This is a genomic window from Massilia brevitalea (assembly GCF_030711405.1).
In the GTDB taxonomy this organism is placed as follows: domain Bacteria; phylum Pseudomonadota; class Gammaproteobacteria; order Burkholderiales; family Burkholderiaceae_D; genus Telluria; species Telluria brevitalea.
This window is the reverse complement of record NZ_JAULSI010000009.1, coordinates 136,510-151,898: the sequence shown is the minus strand read 5'-3', so window position 1 is coordinate 151,898 and position 15,389 is coordinate 136,510. Positions and strand designations below refer to the sequence as shown.

At 61.9% G+C, this 15,389-nt stretch carries 15 protein-coding genes; 7 read left to right on the top strand and 8 right to left on the bottom strand.

Features of this window, described 5'->3' with window-relative positions; all coding sequences use genetic code 11:
* The gene (locus QWL29_RS07920; RefSeq protein ID WP_305822341.1) at positions 1-309 is read left to right on the top strand and encodes a metal-sensitive transcriptional regulator; all 309 of its coding nucleotides are present in this window, start codon (positions 1-3) and stop codon (positions 307-309) included.
* A gap of 117 nt (positions 310-426) precedes the next feature.
* Here QWL29_RS07920 and pssA read toward each other — a convergent pair whose 3' ends face one another.
* Entirely contained in the window at positions 427-1,197 is a 771-nt protein-coding gene (gene pssA / locus QWL29_RS07915) for a CDP-diacylglycerol--serine O-phosphatidyltransferase (RefSeq protein WP_305822357.1), read from the bottom strand.
* 161 nt (positions 1,198-1,358) lie between these two features.
* Between pssA and QWL29_RS07910 the strand changes: the two genes are divergently transcribed.
* Both QWL29_RS07910 and QWL29_RS07905 read left to right on the top strand, forming a co-directional pair.
* The gene (locus QWL29_RS07910; protein ID WP_305822340.1) at positions 1,359-2,432 is read left to right on the top strand and encodes a CAP domain-containing protein; all 1,074 of its coding nucleotides are present in this window, start codon (positions 1,359-1,361) and stop codon (positions 2,430-2,432) included.
* A 5-nt stretch (positions 2,433-2,437) separates the two neighbouring features.
* On the top strand, positions 2,438-3,103 hold the full coding sequence (locus QWL29_RS07905; RefSeq protein WP_305822339.1) for an Hpt domain-containing protein: 666 nt from the start codon (positions 2,438-2,440) through the stop codon (positions 3,101-3,103).
* 26 nt (positions 3,104-3,129) lie between these two features.
* On the opposite strand, the gene QWL29_RS07900 is transcribed toward QWL29_RS07905, so the two are convergent.
* The 7 genes from QWL29_RS07900 to rpmH all read right to left on the bottom strand — a co-directional run bounded on the left by QWL29_RS07900 (position 3,130) and on the right by rpmH (position 8,402).
* Positions 3,130-3,303: a hypothetical protein gene (locus QWL29_RS07900; protein WP_305822338.1), complete on the bottom strand. Its 174-nt coding sequence runs from the start codon at positions 3,301-3,303 to the stop codon at positions 3,130-3,132.
* Between the two features lie 387 nt (positions 3,304-3,690).
* A complete protein-coding gene (locus tag QWL29_RS07895) occupies positions 3,691-4,257 on the bottom strand; it encodes a DUF1439 domain-containing protein (RefSeq protein ID WP_305822337.1) in 567 nt (188 codons plus the stop codon).
* Positions 4,258-4,437: 180 nt separating this feature from the next.
* Positions 4,438-5,817 (bottom strand): tRNA uridine-5-carboxymethylaminomethyl(34) synthesis GTPase MnmE, encoded by a 1,380-nt coding sequence (gene mnmE / locus QWL29_RS07890; protein WP_305822336.1) that lies wholly within the window; start codon positions 5,815-5,817, stop codon positions 4,438-4,440.
* Between the two features lie 66 nt (positions 5,818-5,883).
* A complete protein-coding gene (yidC, locus tag QWL29_RS07885; protein ID WP_305822335.1) occupies positions 5,884-7,539 on the bottom strand; it encodes a membrane protein insertase YidC in 1,656 nt (551 codons plus the stop codon).
* Between the two features lie 11 nt (positions 7,540-7,550).
* Positions 7,551-7,811: a membrane protein insertion efficiency factor YidD gene (yidD, locus tag QWL29_RS07880; RefSeq protein WP_305822334.1), complete on the bottom strand. Its 261-nt coding sequence runs from the start codon at positions 7,809-7,811 to the stop codon at positions 7,551-7,553.
* Positions 7,808-8,239, bottom strand: coding sequence for a ribonuclease P protein component (gene rnpA / locus QWL29_RS07875; protein WP_305822333.1), 432 nt, complete (start codon positions 8,237-8,239; stop codon positions 7,808-7,810). The genes yidD and rnpA overlap by 4 nt, the downstream gene beginning before the upstream one ends.
* A gap of 28 nt (positions 8,240-8,267) precedes the next feature.
* The gene (gene rpmH, locus QWL29_RS07870) at positions 8,268-8,402 is read right to left on the bottom strand and encodes a 50S ribosomal protein L34 (RefSeq protein WP_040378179.1); all 135 of its coding nucleotides are present in this window, start codon (positions 8,400-8,402) and stop codon (positions 8,268-8,270) included.
* 336 nt (positions 8,403-8,738) lie between these two features.
* Here rpmH and dnaA point away from each other — a divergent pair, with 336 nt between their 5' ends.
* From dnaA to QWL29_RS07850, 4 genes are all read left to right on the top strand, one after another.
* Entirely contained in the window at positions 8,739-10,136 is a 1,398-nt protein-coding gene (gene dnaA, locus QWL29_RS07865; protein ID WP_305822332.1) for a chromosomal replication initiator protein DnaA, read from the top strand.
* Between the two features lie 356 nt (positions 10,137-10,492).
* A complete protein-coding gene (dnaN, locus tag QWL29_RS07860) occupies positions 10,493-11,599 on the top strand; it encodes a DNA polymerase III subunit beta (protein WP_229439883.1) in 1,107 nt (368 codons plus the stop codon).
* 87 nt (positions 11,600-11,686) lie between these two features.
* Positions 11,687-14,188 carry a DNA topoisomerase (ATP-hydrolyzing) subunit B gene (gene gyrB / locus QWL29_RS07855; RefSeq protein WP_305822331.1) on the top strand — a complete coding sequence of 834 codons (2,502 nt, stop codon included), beginning with the start codon at positions 11,687-11,689 and terminating at the stop codon, positions 14,186-14,188.
* Positions 14,189-14,392: 204 nt separating this feature from the next.
* Positions 14,393-15,379: an HNH endonuclease gene (locus tag QWL29_RS07850; RefSeq protein WP_305822330.1), complete on the top strand. Its 987-nt coding sequence runs from the start codon at positions 14,393-14,395 to the stop codon at positions 15,377-15,379.
* Positions 15,380-15,389: the final 10 nt, after the last annotated feature.

Genomic DNA, 15,389 nt, shown 5'->3' with positions numbered 1-15,389 from the left:
ATGCCCGAGCAGCTGAAGATCGTCGAGGGCAGCGCGCTCACAGGCCAGCAGAAAAAAGACCTGCTGAACCGCCTGGCGCGCATCGAAGGCCAGCTGCGCGGCGTGCAGAAGCTGATCGCCATGGCCGCCGATCCCTCGGATTGCGACGCGGTGGCCCAGCAGATGGCGGCAGCGCGCAAGGCGCTCGACCGGTCGTTTGTGCAATTGCTGATGGCGACGGTCGTGACCGGCAGCGAGCAGGCCGGCGATGTGGAAGAAGCGCGCGCTACTGCAGCCAGGCTCGCGGCTTTACTGGACAAGTTTGCCTGATCGCCGTTGTAGGGTGGGCACTTGTGCCCACGCGGTACGTCGGTTGAATATCAATGCCATAAGATCATATGACGGCGCGTACCAACCGATGAGACCGCGTGGGCACAAGTGCCCACCCTACACAGCAACTTCTTCATCTTCGTACACCTTCGGCGGCGCAATGCCGCGCCAGCCGCTTTGCCAGGCAAGGTTCAGCAACAGCGTCGCGCAAATGTACAGCAGGAAAAACAACACAAAGAAACGCGTCTGCAACATGACCAGCAACAGCACCGCCACCGCCAGCACGATGTACATTCCCTTGGTCAATTTTTGCTTGCTGCTAGGAAAGCGCACGGTCGAAACCATCAGCGTGCCGACAGCGACCATCAGCGCCATCACCGCAAATGCCTGTGCCATATTTACTACTGGATCAGGCCAGGCGACAACCACCGCAGCCACGCAGGCGGCGCCGGCCGTAATCGGCATGCCGACGAAGTAGCGCGGGTCGGTCTTGCCGACCGAGACATTGAAACGCGCCAGGCGCAGGGCGCCGCAGGCAACGAAGATGAAGCAGGCCAGCCCGCCCATGCGCACGATGGTCGGGTGCGCCGCGCCCAGCTGGGCGAAGCCGTAGCAGTACAGCAGCAGACCCGGTGCGCAGCCGAAGTTCATGACGTCGGCAATCGAATCGAGCTGGACGCCGAAGCTGGACTGGGTGTTGGTGGCGCGGGCAACGAAGCCGTCGAGCGCGTCGAACACGCCGGCCAGCACCAGCAGGATGGCGGCCAGCCGGAAGTCGCCCGGCGCGCCGACCTGGGCGTTGTCGACCGAGATGACGATGCTGCCGAAGCCGCAGGCGATCGATAGCAGGGTGACAAAACTCGGCAGGGCAAACTTGGCGCGCGCCAGGCGCTTGGGTCGGGGCTGGTTCAATTGGTGTCCGCAAGAGAGGTGGTTGGCGTATTCTACCGTGGCGGCCAGCGCACGGTCGCGCACGCCGCCGCGGTCATGCATTCGGGATTTGCCCTAGAATGTGCATCCACAGACATGATTGACATCGGGAGTGACGGATGAGCGAACTGCTTCGCGCGAGGACGATTCTGGCGGGATGCGTCACCGCCCTGGCCCTGGCTGCCTGTGGCGGTGGCGGTGGCGGTGGCGGCAACGACAGCCCGGCCCCAACCAGCCCACCGACCGGCAACACGCCGAATCCGACCACGCCCGTGCCGGATCCTCAGCCGACCACCCCTACCCCGGACCCGAGCCCACCCGTTTTGCCCAACCCGCTCACGCCGAGCCCGCCTGTGCCCGATACACCGGCCGCGCCGGGCGGCCCCGCCGTCACCGGCAACATCGCCGTCGATGGCCGCGAATGGCTGAACTTCCGGCGCAGCCAGGTCGGCATGTCCACGCTCAACCAGAACAGCGTGATCAACATGGCCGCCCAGAATCACTCGGATTACCAGCGCCTGAACAACACCATCACCCATGACCAGATCCAGGGCCGCCAGGGTTTTACCGGCGTGACCGTGAGCGACCGCCTGACCGCGGCCGGCTACGTGTTCAACACCAGCGCCGCGCGCGCCTATGGCGAAGTGATCTCCGCCACCTCGAGCGGCACCGGCCAGTACATGGCCGAGGAACTGATCACCGCCATCTACCACCGCTTCGTCATCTTCGAGCCGGTGTTCAAGGAAATCGGCACCGGCGCCGCCACTGCCAGCAACGGGCGCAGCTACTTCACCGCCAACTTCACCGCCAACAATGGCTACGGCGCCGGCCTCGGCCGCGGCCAGGTGGCGGTCTGGCCCTACGATGCCCAGACCAGCGTGCCGCGCAACTTCTTCAGCGATACCGAATCGCCGGACCCGGTCCCGAACCGCAACGAAGTCGGCTACCCGATCAGCGTGCACGCCAACATCAACGTGCCGGTTGCGGTAACGAGCTTCACGGTGCGTCCGCGCGGCGGCGCCGACCTGAGCACGCGCCTGCTGAGCAACGCCAACGACAGCCACACCGGACGCTCGTCGGCCGCCATCGTGCCACTGCAGCCGCTGGCGGCGGGCACCACCTACGACGTCACCTTCACGGGCACGGCCGACGGCGTTGCGGTAACCCGCAGCTGGTCGTTCACCACCCGCTGACCGGGATGGAGAAGCCGCCCGCGGCTGCCAGTGTCGTACCGGGGCCGGCGCCAGCGGGCAAGGCGCCTGCGCCGCTGGTCGATGTCGAGGCCGGCGTCGAGCGCCTGATGGGCAACCGGCAGGTCTACCTGCGCGCACTCGCGCGTTTCCGCCACGACTACCGCAGCGCCGGCGCCGCCATCGGCACGGCGCTCGAGACCGGCAACCCGACGCTGGCCCAGCGCCTGGTGCACACGCTCAAGGGTGCGGCCGGGATGATCGAGGCACGTTCCCTGCATGCGGCCGCGCTGGCGCTGGAAACGGCGCTGCGCACGGGCGGGCCGGATTCCATTTCCGTTGCCGATCCTGCCCAGGTGGATGCGCTGTTTGTGCGCCTGGATGCCGAACTGGCCCACGTGCTGCGCGAACTCGACGGCATGGCGGGCCTGGCCGAGGCCGTCGTGGCCACGCCGCGCCCCGCGCCTCCGATTAACCTGCTGGAGCGCCTGCGCGCCCTGCTTGACATCGGCGACGGCGAAGCGGTCGACCTGGCCGAGCAGGCGCAGGAAGAATTGATCGTGCTATTGGGAGAAAGCGACTACCGCAGCTTCAGCGCCGCGGTGGGAGAATTCGACTTCGAGCGCGCGCTGGCGCTGCTCGACCGGCCAGAGCGGGCCGGCACTGCCGGTTAATCAGGCGCGATTGACAGGCGCGATTTTCAGCGCGTGTATTCGGCTTCTTCGTCGAAGGAGTCGGTGCAGGTCTTGCCGCAGAAACGGCGCACGCTGTCGACCGGCTTTTCGCAGTACCAGCACGACCCCTTTGGCGGCAAGCTCAGGCGCGTGGGCCGGGCTTGGGCGGCTGCCGCTGCTGCCGCCATGGGTTCAGCCATGGCGGTATCGCCAGCCAAACTTTCTTGTATCGTTTCCAAGATCACCTCCAACCAGCAGCACGTCAATCCGTAGAGCAAGATTACTTCAGCGGAACTTCCTGGGCATGAGAAAACGCAATCCGTTGCCCTGGTACCCGCTTCACAGTGCATTTCGCAAGGCAGCAACAGCCGTTTCGAAAGCTCAGTGTGCGCCGAACCCGGCGCCTCCGCAATGTCATCCACGCCCGACTTTCGTTGTTGCGGCAACAGAACAACACCTTGTCGTTTTCCGTGGACGCTGGACGCGGCAGCGCTTCCAGCTGCGGAAATCATAGCAGTATTGACAACAATTTCAGCACGATTCCAATTGTGTGCGGTGCTTTTGGAGAGGAAATTTTGTAACGGCGTTCAGCGCTTTGGCTCGGGTTCGAGCGAGACGCGCAAGCCGTTTGCCGTGGTCACGATGCGGGTCGGGACATACTGCACGCCGGCATAGCGCAGGTCTTCGCTGCGGAAGGTGTAGACCGGGATGTCGAGCACCACCTTGTTCATCAGGCCGTTCGCGGCGCGCGCCAGCTGACGCTGCACCGCGCCGTCGATCCCGTTGATCTCGAAGCGCTCGATGCGCGGCTCGGCCATGAAGACGCCGCTGCGCGACTGGTCGATGTACAGGCGGCCGGAAAAAGCCAGGCTGCCGGCCAGGGGCTGGCGCAGGAAGGACTGGGCGACCGTGGCGTCGACGCTGAGCGAGACGCGGTCGCCTCCGTGGACGGCCAGCTGCGGGCGGGTCAGGCGCACGTCGAACAGCTCCAGCATGCGGTTGTCCATCGGGAAGCGGCGGTCGAGGCTGGACTGGAGTGTCGACAGCGGCAGGTCAACTTCGCGCGGGCCGAGCATGCTGGCGCAGGAAGCGAGCAAGGCGGCGCCGGAGACGGCGGCAAAGCTGGTCAACAATCGACGGCGGGTGATGGGCACGTTAGCTCCTTGTAGGGTGGGCTCTCGAGCCCACGCGGTACGGCGTTTGAAATTTGATGCGCGTCCGGCGCACGCCCCGTTATCGGTAAATCAACGGTGCGGACTTGGCGGCGACGGCGCCTCTGATTAAAAGGTGAGACCGCGTGGGCTCAAGAGCCCACCCTACGAGGATGTGAAAGCCTACTTGCCGATACAGAACCGGCTGAAGATCACGCCCAGCAAATCATCCGGCGTAAATTCCCCGGTAATGCTCGACAGCTGATCCTGCGCCAATCTCAACTCCTCGGCAAACAGATCCAGCGACTGGTCGTCCTGCGCCGCGTGCTGCCCCGCCACGTCCAGGTGCGTACGCGCCGCGCGCAGCGCAATCAAATGCCGCTCGCGCGCCAGGTACAGCGATTCGCCGGTCTGCTGCCAGCCCGCAATACGCAGCAACTCCGCGCGCAGCAGGTCGATCCCGGTCTTCTCGTTCGCCGACAAATAGATGTGCGTCGCATCCGCCGCCCCCTCTACCACCGCGCGGTGCCCGGACAAGTCGATCTTGTTCCAGATGCGCAGCACCGGCACGCCCGCCGGAAACGCCGCGACAATCGCCTCGTCCGCCGCGCTCGGCCCCAGGTTCGCATCGAGCAAGTGCAGGATCACATCCGCCTTGCCGACTTCGCCCCAGGTACGCTCGATGCCAATGCGCTCGACCACGTCGATGCCTTCGTCGATCGCGCGAATCCCCGCCGTGTCGATGATATTCAGCGGAATACCCTCGATCTGGATCGTCTCGCTCACCTTGTCGCGGGTCGTGCCGGCAATCGGCGTGACAATCGCCACCTCGGCCCCGGCCAGCGCATTCAACAGTGAGGACTTGCCAACGTTCGGCTGCCCCACCAGCACCACGTTCAGGCCTTCGCGCAGCAGCGCGCCCTGCGCCGCCTGGCGAAACACGTGTTCCAGCGACTCGACAATGCCGGCCAGCTGCCCGCGCGCGTTCGATTTTTCCAGGAAGTCGATTTCCTCTTCCGGAAAATCGAGCGTGGCCTCGACCAGCATGCGCAAGTTGATGGTCTGCTCGACCAGCCGGTGCACGACTTGCGAGAAGGCGCCCGACAGCGACTGCGACGCGGATTTCGCCGCCGCTTCGGTCGAGGCGTCGATCAAATCGGCCACGGCCTCGGCCTGGGCCAGGTCGAGCTTGTCGTTGAGGTAGGCGCGGCGCGTGAATTCGCCCGGCTCGGCCAGGCGCAGGCCGTGCTCGGCGCCAGCTTCGAGTATGCGCGCCAGCAGCATCTGCAAGACCACCGGGCCGCCATGGCCCTGCAGTTCCAGCACATCTTCGCCGGTGTAGGAATGCGGCGCCTTGAAGTACAGGGCCAGGCCCTGGTCGAGCACCGTGCCGTCGGCGGACTTGAAAGGAATATAGGTGGCGTTGCGCGGTGTCAGCGCCGTGCCCGGGAACAGCGATTCGATCAGCGGCCCGAGCGACTTGCCCGAGGCGCGGACCACGCCGATGCCGCCGCGTCCTGGTGCGGTGGCAATGGCGGCGATGGGAGAGGTATCTAACTTCATGCGGAAATTGTAATGGATAAAAAAAGCCCGTGACGTGCACGGGCTTTTTGGAAGAGAAGCAAAAGCTTACTTCATGGTGGCCGGAGCCAGCTTCTTGGTGATCACCCACTGCTGCGCAATCGACACCAGGTTGTTGACCACCCAGTACAGCACCAGGCCCGACGGGAAGAACACGAACATGACCGAGAACGCCAGCGGCATGAACAGCATCATCTTCGCCTGCATCGGATCGGCCGGCTGCGGGTTCAGCTTGGCGGTGATGAACATCGAGATCGCGTACAGCACCGGCAGGATGAAGAACGGATCAGGCTGGGTCAGGTCGGTAATCCAGCCGACCCACGGCGCGCCGCGCATCTCGACCGAGGCTTGCAGCACGTAGTACAGCGCCAGGAACACCGGCATCTGGATCAGGATCGGCAGGCAGCCGCCCAGCGGGTTGATCTTCTCGGCCTTGTACAGCTCCATCGTGGCCTGCTGCATCTTGACCGGGTCGGCCTTGTAGCGTTCGCGGATCGCCTGCATCTTTGGCGTGACCACGCGCATCTTCGCCATGCTGCGGTAGCCGGCGGCCGACAGCGGGAAGAACGCCAGCTTGATCAGGATGGTAAAGGCGATGATGGTCCAGCCCCAGTTGCCGAGCAGCTGGTGGATATGGTCCATGATCCAGAACAGCGGCTTGGCGATGATCGCGAACATGCCGTAGTCCTTCACCAGCTCCAGGCCCGGGGTGATGGTTTCCAGCTTCTTCTCGTCCTGCGGGCCCGAATACAGGCGCGCGGTGTTCGAGACGGTGGCGCCCGGCGCCACGCTGCCCAGCGATTGCGTGGTGCCGATCGCGTACATGTTGGTCGCCAGCTTCTTGGTGTAGATGTCGCGCGCGGTGTTTTCGGTCGGAATGAAGGCCGACACGAAGAAGTGCTGCGAAATCGCCACCCACCCGCCATTCGACTTGTTCGAGTGCTCGGCCTTGTTCTTCTCGATGTTCTCGAAGCTCAGCTTCTGGTACTTGTCTTCCGGCGTCCACAGGGTCGGGCCGGTGAAGCTCGGGGTGAACCAGGAATCGCCAGGCGGCTTGTTGCCGTCGTGCTGGAGCTGCAGGTACAGCGAAGGCTGGACCGGCGCGGCCGTCAGGTTCGTCACATCGTGGCGCACGTCGATCACGTAGTCGCCGCGCTTGAAGGTGAAGGTCTTGGTCAGGCGCACGCCGGCCTGCTCGGCTTCGAGCACCAGTTGCACCTGGCCGTTGCTTTCGTTCAGCGGCTTGGCCGTGAAGATCGTGTTGTGGTTCGGCAGCACGCCGGCCGGGGTCGTACCGATCAGGCCGGTCTGGCCCAGGTAGGTATTGTTGCCGGCGACGTCGAACAGGACCTGGTTCTTCGTTTTATCGAAGTGGTCCGGGTAGTGCAGCAGCTCGAGGCGGCGGATCACGCCGCCCTGGGTGTCGACTTCGGCCTTCACTACGTCGGTGGTGATGGTGATGCGCTCGGCGCGCACCGGGGCCGGGGCTGCCGGCTGGCCGGGAACGGCGGCTGCGCCAGCCTGGGCCGGTGCACCTGGCACGCCGCTGGTGTTATGCGTATTGGCTGGCGCCTCGGCGACCTTGGCCGGCGGCGCCGGCGAGAACATCGACTGCTTTCCGTTCGACACCATCCAGTTGTTCCACAGAACGACTAGCGAGACGGCGAAGACAATCCACAGAATGGTACGTTTGTTGATTTCCATTGAGGTATTCGTCAGGAGTGGTTGCAACCGCAAGCGGCTGATGAGGAATGCGTGTGCCGCTTGGGCGGTACGGGGTCAAACCCGCCCGCGTTCCAGGGATGGCAGCGGCCAAGGCGGCGCACCGTCAGCCAGCTGCCGCGCAGCGCACCATGGGACTGGAGCGCCTCGATGGCATAGCAGGAACAGGAGGGATAGAAACGGCAGTTCTGCCCGAGCATCGGGGACAGCACGAGCCGGTAGGCGCGCACGATCCAGATGAGCAGGATTTTCATGAGGAGGCCGGAGAGGGCTGGACTGTCGCAGCCGGCGCCTGTGGCGCCGCCGGCTTGCGCGGGCGCTGCGAAGCGAGCAGGCGCGACAATTCCGCGTGCAACAGGCGTTTGAGGGCGCTGTTGGTCGCGGGCCCCTGCCTGGTGTTCACCGGACGTGCCAGGCGCACGATGCAGTCGACCGACTGGATCTCGCTGGTGCGGAACAGCTCGCGCGTGATGCGCTTGATGGTATTCCGGGTCACCGCACGCGGCGCAAAGCGTTTGGCCGCAACGATGCCCAGCCGCGCATGGGGCAGCGGGCTGGGCCGGGTATAGAGCACGAAATGCGCGGATTTTTGCGTGGGCCGCAAACGAAAAACGGATGAAAATTCATCCGTTTTCAGAATGCGCCGAGCGCGCGCGAAGTCGTGCGAACCTTCGCCTGTCATGTGACCGCGGTCAGCTGGTGCGACTGGCTTAGACAGCCAGACGCTTGCGGCCCTTGGCGCGGCGTGCGTTCAGAACCTGACGGCCACCACGGGTAGCCATACGTGCGCGGAAGCCGTGCGTGCGCTTGCGACGAACGACGGAAGGTTGGTAAGTACGTTTCATGGTGGTCTCGCTTAAAGCAAAATAGTATGCAAAATCGGGTCTGACGTCTGTTCGTCAGGAATCGGCGCCAATGACAGTTCGCTCGTCCAGCCAGCGTCACGCCACAGCTAGTCCGTGCATTTCTCGACCATCAAACGAAGGCTGAGCAGGCGGCCGGACAGGGAACCCTGAATTAGACCCTACTTGACAACCCCCTGTCAAGAAGCCTGTTGTTTTCAGCGGGTGGTGATAACTTTGCATTTATCCCCAGCCGTCGCGAAAATCTGTGCGCCACCTGTGGATAACCTTCGCGAAGACGGGTAAAATAGCGTGTTACGTATCACTAAGCCGCACACAATGGATAACTTTTGGCAGACCGCTTCCGCGCAGCTGGAGCTCGAGCTGACGCCGCAACAATATAGCGCATGGATCAAACCGCTCGTCGTGCTCGACTACGAGGACGGCAAGCTGCGCATTGCGGCGCCGAACCGCTTCAAGCTCGACTGGGTCAAGACGCAGTTCGCCAACCGCATCACCGCCCTCGCCTGCCAGTTCTGGGAAGCGCCGGTCGAAGTGCAGTTCGTGCTCGACCCGAACAATGCCCCGAAAAAACCGGCCGAAGTGCGCCCGGCGCCGGACAGCTCGCCCATGCCCGGCGAACTGCGCCCGTCCGTGCCGGTGCACAGCATCGAGCCGCAGCCGAACCTGAACATCGCCAACTCGCCGAAGCGCGAGCAAAGCCGCATCAACCCGGACCTGACCTTCGACAGTTTCGTCACCGGTAAGGCCAACCAGCTGGCGCGCGCCGCCGCGATCCAGGTGGCGAACAACCCGGGCGTGTCGTACAACCCGCTGTTCTTCTACGGCGGCGTCGGCCTCGGTAAAACCCACTTGATCCACGCGATCGGCAACCAGGTGATGGTCGACAACCCGGGCGCGCGCATCCGCTACATCCACGCCGAGCAGTACGTGCGCGACGTCGTCACCGCCTATCAACGCAAAGGCTTCGACGACTTCAAGCACTATTACCACTCGCTGGACATGCTCCTGATCGATGATATTCAATTCTTCGGTGGCAAAAGCCGCACGCAGGAAGAATTCTTCTATGCGTTCGAGGCCCTGATCGCGGCCAAGAAACAGATCATCATTACCTCGGATACCTATCCGAAAGAGATCACCGGCATGGACGACCGCCTGATCTCGCGTTTCGACTCCGGCCTGACGGTGGCCATCGAACCGCCGGAACTGGAAATGCGCGTGGCGATCCTGCTGAAGAAGGCGCAATCCGAAGGCGTGGTCCTGTCGGACGACGTCGCGTTCTTCGTGGCCAAGCACCTGCGTTCGAACGTGCGCGAGCTGGAAGGCGCGCTGCGCAAGATCCTGGCCTACTCGCGCTTCCACGGCAAGGACATCACGATCGACATCGTGAAGGAAGCCCTGAAGGATTTGCTGTCGGTGCAGAACCGCCAGATCTCCGTGGAAAACATCCAGAAAACGGTGGCCGACTTCTTCAACATCAAGGTCGCCGACATGTACTCGAAGCGTCGCCCGGCCAACATCGCCAGGCCGCGCCAGATTGCCATGTATCTGGCGAAGGAACTGACGCAAAAGAGTCTGCCGGAAATCGGCGAGCTGTTTGGTGGGCGCGACCACACCACCGTGCTGCACGCGGTGCGCAAGATCGCCGGCGACCGCCAGAAGAATGCCGAGTGCAACCACGAATTGCACGTGCTGGAACAGACCCTGAAGGGTTAATTGGGATGGGTCGTCTCTGTGCTCATGCTGGTTGAACGCGTGGGCACGGGGCGCCCACCCTACGTGCTTCAAATGTACGGGGCGAACAACATTGAGCGTTATGCCCAATTCAGTTTGATATCGTAGAGGATGTGAAAAATTGTCAGGGCAAGGCGCCGAGTCGAAGAAAGTACGAGCGTACGGCGAGACGAGGCAACGCAGCCATGGCGATTTTTTCACATCCTCGTAGGGTGGGCGCCCCGTGCCCACGCGTGCATGAAAGCCGATATCCGCCGCATTTGTGTTTGCCCCACACAACCGGCAAAATAGTGCTGTAGCAATAATTTCACTGTATTAACACTTATCCGAGGATAACTATGCAACTGGTCAAAACCACCCGAGACACGCTTCTCCGGCCACTGCAGATCGTGAGCGGTATTGTCGAGCGTCGGCACACCATGCCGATTCTGGCCAATATCCTCATCCGCAAGGACGGCGAAAGCGTCTCCTTCCTGTCGACCGACACCGAAGTGCAGATCACCACGCATGCCAACATCGGCTCCGGTCCAGATGTGACCGGCACCACCGTGGCCGCGCGTAAACTGCTGGACATCCTGCGCGCGCTGCCGGAATCCGGCGACGTGACCATGACCCTGGCCAACAAGCGCCTGGCCGTGCAGAGCGGCAAGTCGCGCTTCGCGCTGCAGACCCTGGCCGCCGAGGAATTCCCGACCGTCTCGGTCGCGGAAAGCCACAACGCCTCGGTCACCCTGCCGCAAAAAACGCTGAAGCACCTGTTCAACATGGTGCACTTCGCAATGGCCCAGCAAGACATCCGCTACTACCTGAACGGCCTGCTGCTGGTGCTGGACGGTAACAAGGTGATCGCCGTCGCCACCGACGGCCACCGCCTGGCCTTCAGCCAGGTCGAAGCCGAGCAGACCTTCGAGCGCCAGGAAGTCATCATCCCGCGCAAGACCATCATCGAACTGCAGCGCCTGCTGGAAGAAAGCGACGAGACCGTCCAGCTGGACATCGCCGCCTCCCAGGTCAAACTCACCTTCGCCGACATCGAACTGGTGTCGAAGCTGGTTGAGGGCAAGTTCCCTGACTACACCCGCGTCATCCCGAAGGGCTACAAGAACGACTTCACGATCAGCCGCGACGAACTGCTGCGCTCGCTGCAGCGCGCCGCGATCATGACGAGCGACAAGTTCAAGGGTGTGCGCTGCATCATCACCCCGGGCAGCATGAAGATCAGCTCGACCAACGCCGACCAGGAAGAAGCGGTCGAGGAACTGGAAATCGACTACGGCGGCGACGCCATCGACATCGGTTTCAACGTCACCTACCTGCTCGACGTGCTGAACAATCTGAAGTGCGACCAGGTGAACATCGCCCTGGGCGATTCGAATTCGTCGGCCCTGATCTCAATTCCCGACAATGGCGACTTCAAGTACGTCGTCATGCCGATGCGTATTTAATTCAACGCATCCGGGCCGCGCCTTGTTTTGCCGGGTTGCGGCCTGAACTGAGCAGTCTGAATACATAGTTTTTAGAGAAAGCAGTCCATGTCCGAGAACACTAACGAAATGCCGCAATCGCCGATGCAGTCGGATGAATACGGCGCCGCCTCGATTCAAATTCTGGAAGGCCTGGAAGCTGTGCGCAAGCGTCCGGGCATGTACATCGGCGACACCTCGGACGGGACCGGCCTGCACCACTTGGTATTCGAAGTGCTGGACAACTCGATCGACGAATCGCTGGCCGGCTACTGCACCGAAATCCACGTCACCATCCATTCGGATAACTCGATTTCGATCGCCGACAACGGCCGCGGCATCCCGACCGGCGTCAAGATGGACGACAAGCACGAGCCGAAGCGCTCGGCCACCGAAATCGCCCTGACCGAACTGCACGCCGGCGGCAAGTTCAACCAGAACTCGTATAAAGTCTCGGGCGGTTTGCACGGCGTGGGCGTGTCCTGCGTGAACGCACTGTCGAAACTGCTGCGCGTGACCGTGCGCCAAAAAGGCAAGGTCCACCAGCTCGAATTCGTGCGCGGCGTGCCGCAGAACCGCGAAATCGACATCGTCGATGGCTTCGAAGTCTCCCCGATGAAAGTCATCGGCGAAACCGACAAGCGCGGCACCGAAGTGCATTTCTGGGCCGACGAGGAAATCTTCACGCACGTCGAATTCCACTACGAGATCCTGTCGAAGCGTATTCGCGAACTCTCGTTCCTGAACAACGGCGTGAACATCAAGCTGAGCGACCAGCGCAACGGCAAGGAAGAAATCTTCGCCTTCGAAGGCGGCACCCGCGGCTTTGTGGAATACATCAACAAGGCCAAGACCGTGTTGCACCCGACCGTGTTCCAGGCCACCGGCGACCGCCTGTCGGATCAAAACACGAATATCTCGGTGGACGTGTCGATGCAGTGGAACGACTCGTACAACGAGCAGGTACTCTGCTTCACGAACAACATCCCGCAGCGCGACGGCGGCACCCACCTGACCGGCTTGCGTGCGGCAATGACGCGCGTGATCAACAAATATATCGACGAGAACGACTTCGCCAAAAAGGCAAAGGTCGAAATCTCGGGCGACGACATGCGCGAAGGCCTGACCTGCGTGCTGTCGGTCAAAGTGCCGGAGCCGAAATTCTCGTCGCAGACCAAGGACAAACTCGTGTCGTCGGAAGTGCGCGGCCCGGTCGAGGAAATCGTGGCGAAGACGCTCACCGACTTCCTGAACGAAAAGCCGAACGACGCCAAGATCATCTGCGGCAAGATCGTCGAAGCCGCCCGTGCGCGCGAAGCCGCGCGCAAGGCACGCGACCTGACCCGCCGCAAGGGCATCATGGACGGCCTGGGCCTGTCGTCGAAACTGGCCGACTGCCAGGAACGCGACCCGGCGCTGGCCGAGCTGTACATCGTCGAGGGTGACTCGGCAGGCGGCTCTGCCAAGCAGGGCCGCGACCGCAAGTTCCAGGCGATCCTGCCGCTGCGCGGCAAGGTGCTGAACGTGGAAAAGGCGCGTTTCGAAAAGATGTTGTCGTCGGAGCAGATCACCACCCTGATCGCCACCCTCGGCACCTCGATCGGCCCGGACGAATTCAACGTCGACAAGCTGCGCTACCACCGCATCATCATCATGACCGACGCGGACGTCGACGGCGCCCACATCCGCACCCTGCTGCTGACGCTGTTCTACCGCCAGATGCCGCAGCTGGTCGAGCGTGGCCACATCTACATTGCCCAGCCACCGCTGTATAAGGTCAAGGCCGGCCGCGACGAGCGCTACCTGAAGGACGACGTCGAGGAAGCGAGCTACATGATGATGGTGGCGCTGAACACCGCGTCGCTGCTGCCGCGCGAAGGCGCCGACCCGATCACCGGCGAAGCGCTGTCGGAACTGGTGCGCCAGTACAACCTGGCGAACGCCATCATGATGCGCCTGACCCGCGTGATCGACCGCGCCGCGCTAACCGCGATCATGAGCGGCGTGACGCTGGACATGATGACGCTGGAAGCGGCCTCGGCCTCGGCCAACGCACTGGAAGCGGCGATCAACGACCCGGCCGTACGCGTGGTCGTGCGTTCGGACGAGCTGAGCGAGAAGCACGCCCTGCGCATTGAGCGCATGCGCCACGGTAACGTGAACGTGACGTCGATCGATGCCGACTTCGTTGTCAGCAACGACTATGCCGTGCTGGCGAATGCAGCCGCCACCTTCCAGGGCTTGATGGGCGAAGGCGCCATCGTGCGCCGCGGCGAAGGCGAGAAGATGAAGGAATTTGCCGTGCGCGAGTTCCACGAAGCGATGATCTGGCTGCGCGAGGAAGCGGAGCGTGGCGTGTCGAAGCAGCGTTACAAAGGTCTGGGTGAGATGAATCCGGAACAGCTGTGGGAGACGACCATGGATCCGACCGTGCGCCGTTTGCTGAAGGTGCAGATCGAGGATGCGATTGCGGCGGATCAGATCTTTACCACGCTGATGGGGGATGAGGTGGAGCCGCGTAGGAACTTCATTGAATCCAACGCCCTACAAGCAGGTAACATCGACGTTTAATTGTCGTTCTTGCACACAGAAAGGCCAACGCATGCGTTGGCCTTTTTTTTTGCACATTCGGGAATCATCCGACCCAATTGTGACCGCCATTCATACAACAAAAGCAGAAACCAACTGGGTTTGTTCAATTTCTATTTGACACCATTGTGATACTCCACTCTACAATGCTGTGCCATCTGTTGGCCCATCAATGAGAGAGTTTCTGTGCACCTTGCCTCCGACACCGTCACTGCGTTCCATGCGCCATCGACGCAGCAGCTATCTGATCCACGCTACTGGTGGGTGAATCAGAACCAGACTTACGCAGAAGAAATCAACGGCAGCTTTCTTTGGTCGCCCAAGCTCAAAGCCAATGGCCATCAGAATCAGTTTTATAACTTCATGAAAGAGGTACGCCCTGGGGACGTCATCTTCTCGTATTGCGCGACCCGTATCAAAGCCATCGGCATCGCTACCGGCCCTGCAGAAAGCGCCCCCAAACCCGACTTCGGGCAGGCAGGCGGTAACTGGTCAGATGATGGCTGGCTGGTTCCAGTTGATTACACGGAGCTGACCGATACTATTCGTCCTAAAGACCATATCGAGATCCTTCGTCCACTCCTTCCTTCAAAGTACTCACCCTTACAGACTAACGGTGATGGACTGCAATCGGTCTATCTTGCGCATGTACCAAATCCCATGGCTGAGATGCTGATTGATCTCATCGGTAAGGAGTACGAAGCAGCCATAGAGCGTGCTCATGACCTACAGTACAAGAGCGAATGCGATGTGCTTGAGGAAGGCATCGTTGGACGAACCGATATTGGCGCAACGATGAAAGAACAATTAGTGAAGTCGCGACGAGGGCAAGGGCTCTTTAAAATCAACGTTCGTCGGAACGAAAAGTCCTGCCGAGTGACAGGCGTAAGAGACCCGCGCAATTTACGCGCAAGCCATATCAAGCCGTGGAAAGACTGTTCGGATATGGAAAAGCTCAATGGATGTAACGGCTTCATGTTAGCGCCACACGTCGACCACTTATTCGACCGAGGCTTCATCTCCTTCGCCGATAACGGTGACCTGATCATCTCCCCTGCACTGGACCGCTCCATCCTTCAGCGATGGGGCATTCCTGATGTAATGAACGTTGGCTCAGTCAAGAGCCAGGCGCCATTCCTTGCTTATCACCGCGCTTACGTTCTAAGAAAGTAAGCTCGATGAG

Excerpts from the sequence above, each read along its gene's own strand:
- mnmE (WP_305822336.1), bottom strand. The coding sequence starts at position 5,817 with ATGAAGTTAGATACCTCTCCCATCGCCGCCATTGCCACCGCACCAGGA.
- dnaA (WP_305822332.1), top strand. The coding sequence starts at position 8,739 with ATGGATAACTTTTGGCAGACCGCTTCCGCGCAGCTGGAGCTCGAGCTG.
- rnpA (WP_305822333.1), bottom strand. The coding sequence starts at position 8,239 with ATGACAGGCGAAGGTTCGCACGACTTCGCGCGCGCTCGGCGCATTCTG.
- QWL29_RS07920 (WP_305822341.1), top strand. The coding sequence starts at position 1 with ATGCCCGAGCAGCTGAAGATCGTCGAGGGCAGCGCGCTCACAGGCCAG.
- yidC (WP_305822335.1), bottom strand. The coding sequence starts at position 7,539 with ATGGAAATCAACAAACGTACCATTCTGTGGATTGTCTTCGCCGTCTCG.
- QWL29_RS07900 (WP_305822338.1), bottom strand. The coding sequence starts at position 3,303 with ATGGCTGAACCCATGGCGGCAGCAGCGGCAGCCGCCCAAGCCCGGCCC.
- yidD (WP_305822334.1), bottom strand. The coding sequence starts at position 7,811 with ATGAAAATCCTGCTCATCTGGATCGTGCGCGCCTACCGGCTCGTGCTG.
- dnaN (WP_229439883.1), top strand. The coding sequence starts at position 10,493 with ATGCAACTGGTCAAAACCACCCGAGACACGCTTCTCCGGCCACTGCAG.
- QWL29_RS07905 (WP_305822339.1), top strand. The coding sequence starts at position 2,438 with ATGGAGAAGCCGCCCGCGGCTGCCAGTGTCGTACCGGGGCCGGCGCCA.
- QWL29_RS07910 (WP_305822340.1), top strand. The coding sequence starts at position 1,359 with ATGAGCGAACTGCTTCGCGCGAGGACGATTCTGGCGGGATGCGTCACC.
- rpmH (WP_040378179.1), bottom strand. The coding sequence starts at position 8,402 with ATGAAACGTACTTACCAACCTTCCGTCGTTCGTCGCAAGCGCACGCAC.
- gyrB (WP_305822331.1), top strand. The coding sequence starts at position 11,687 with ATGTCCGAGAACACTAACGAAATGCCGCAATCGCCGATGCAGTCGGAT.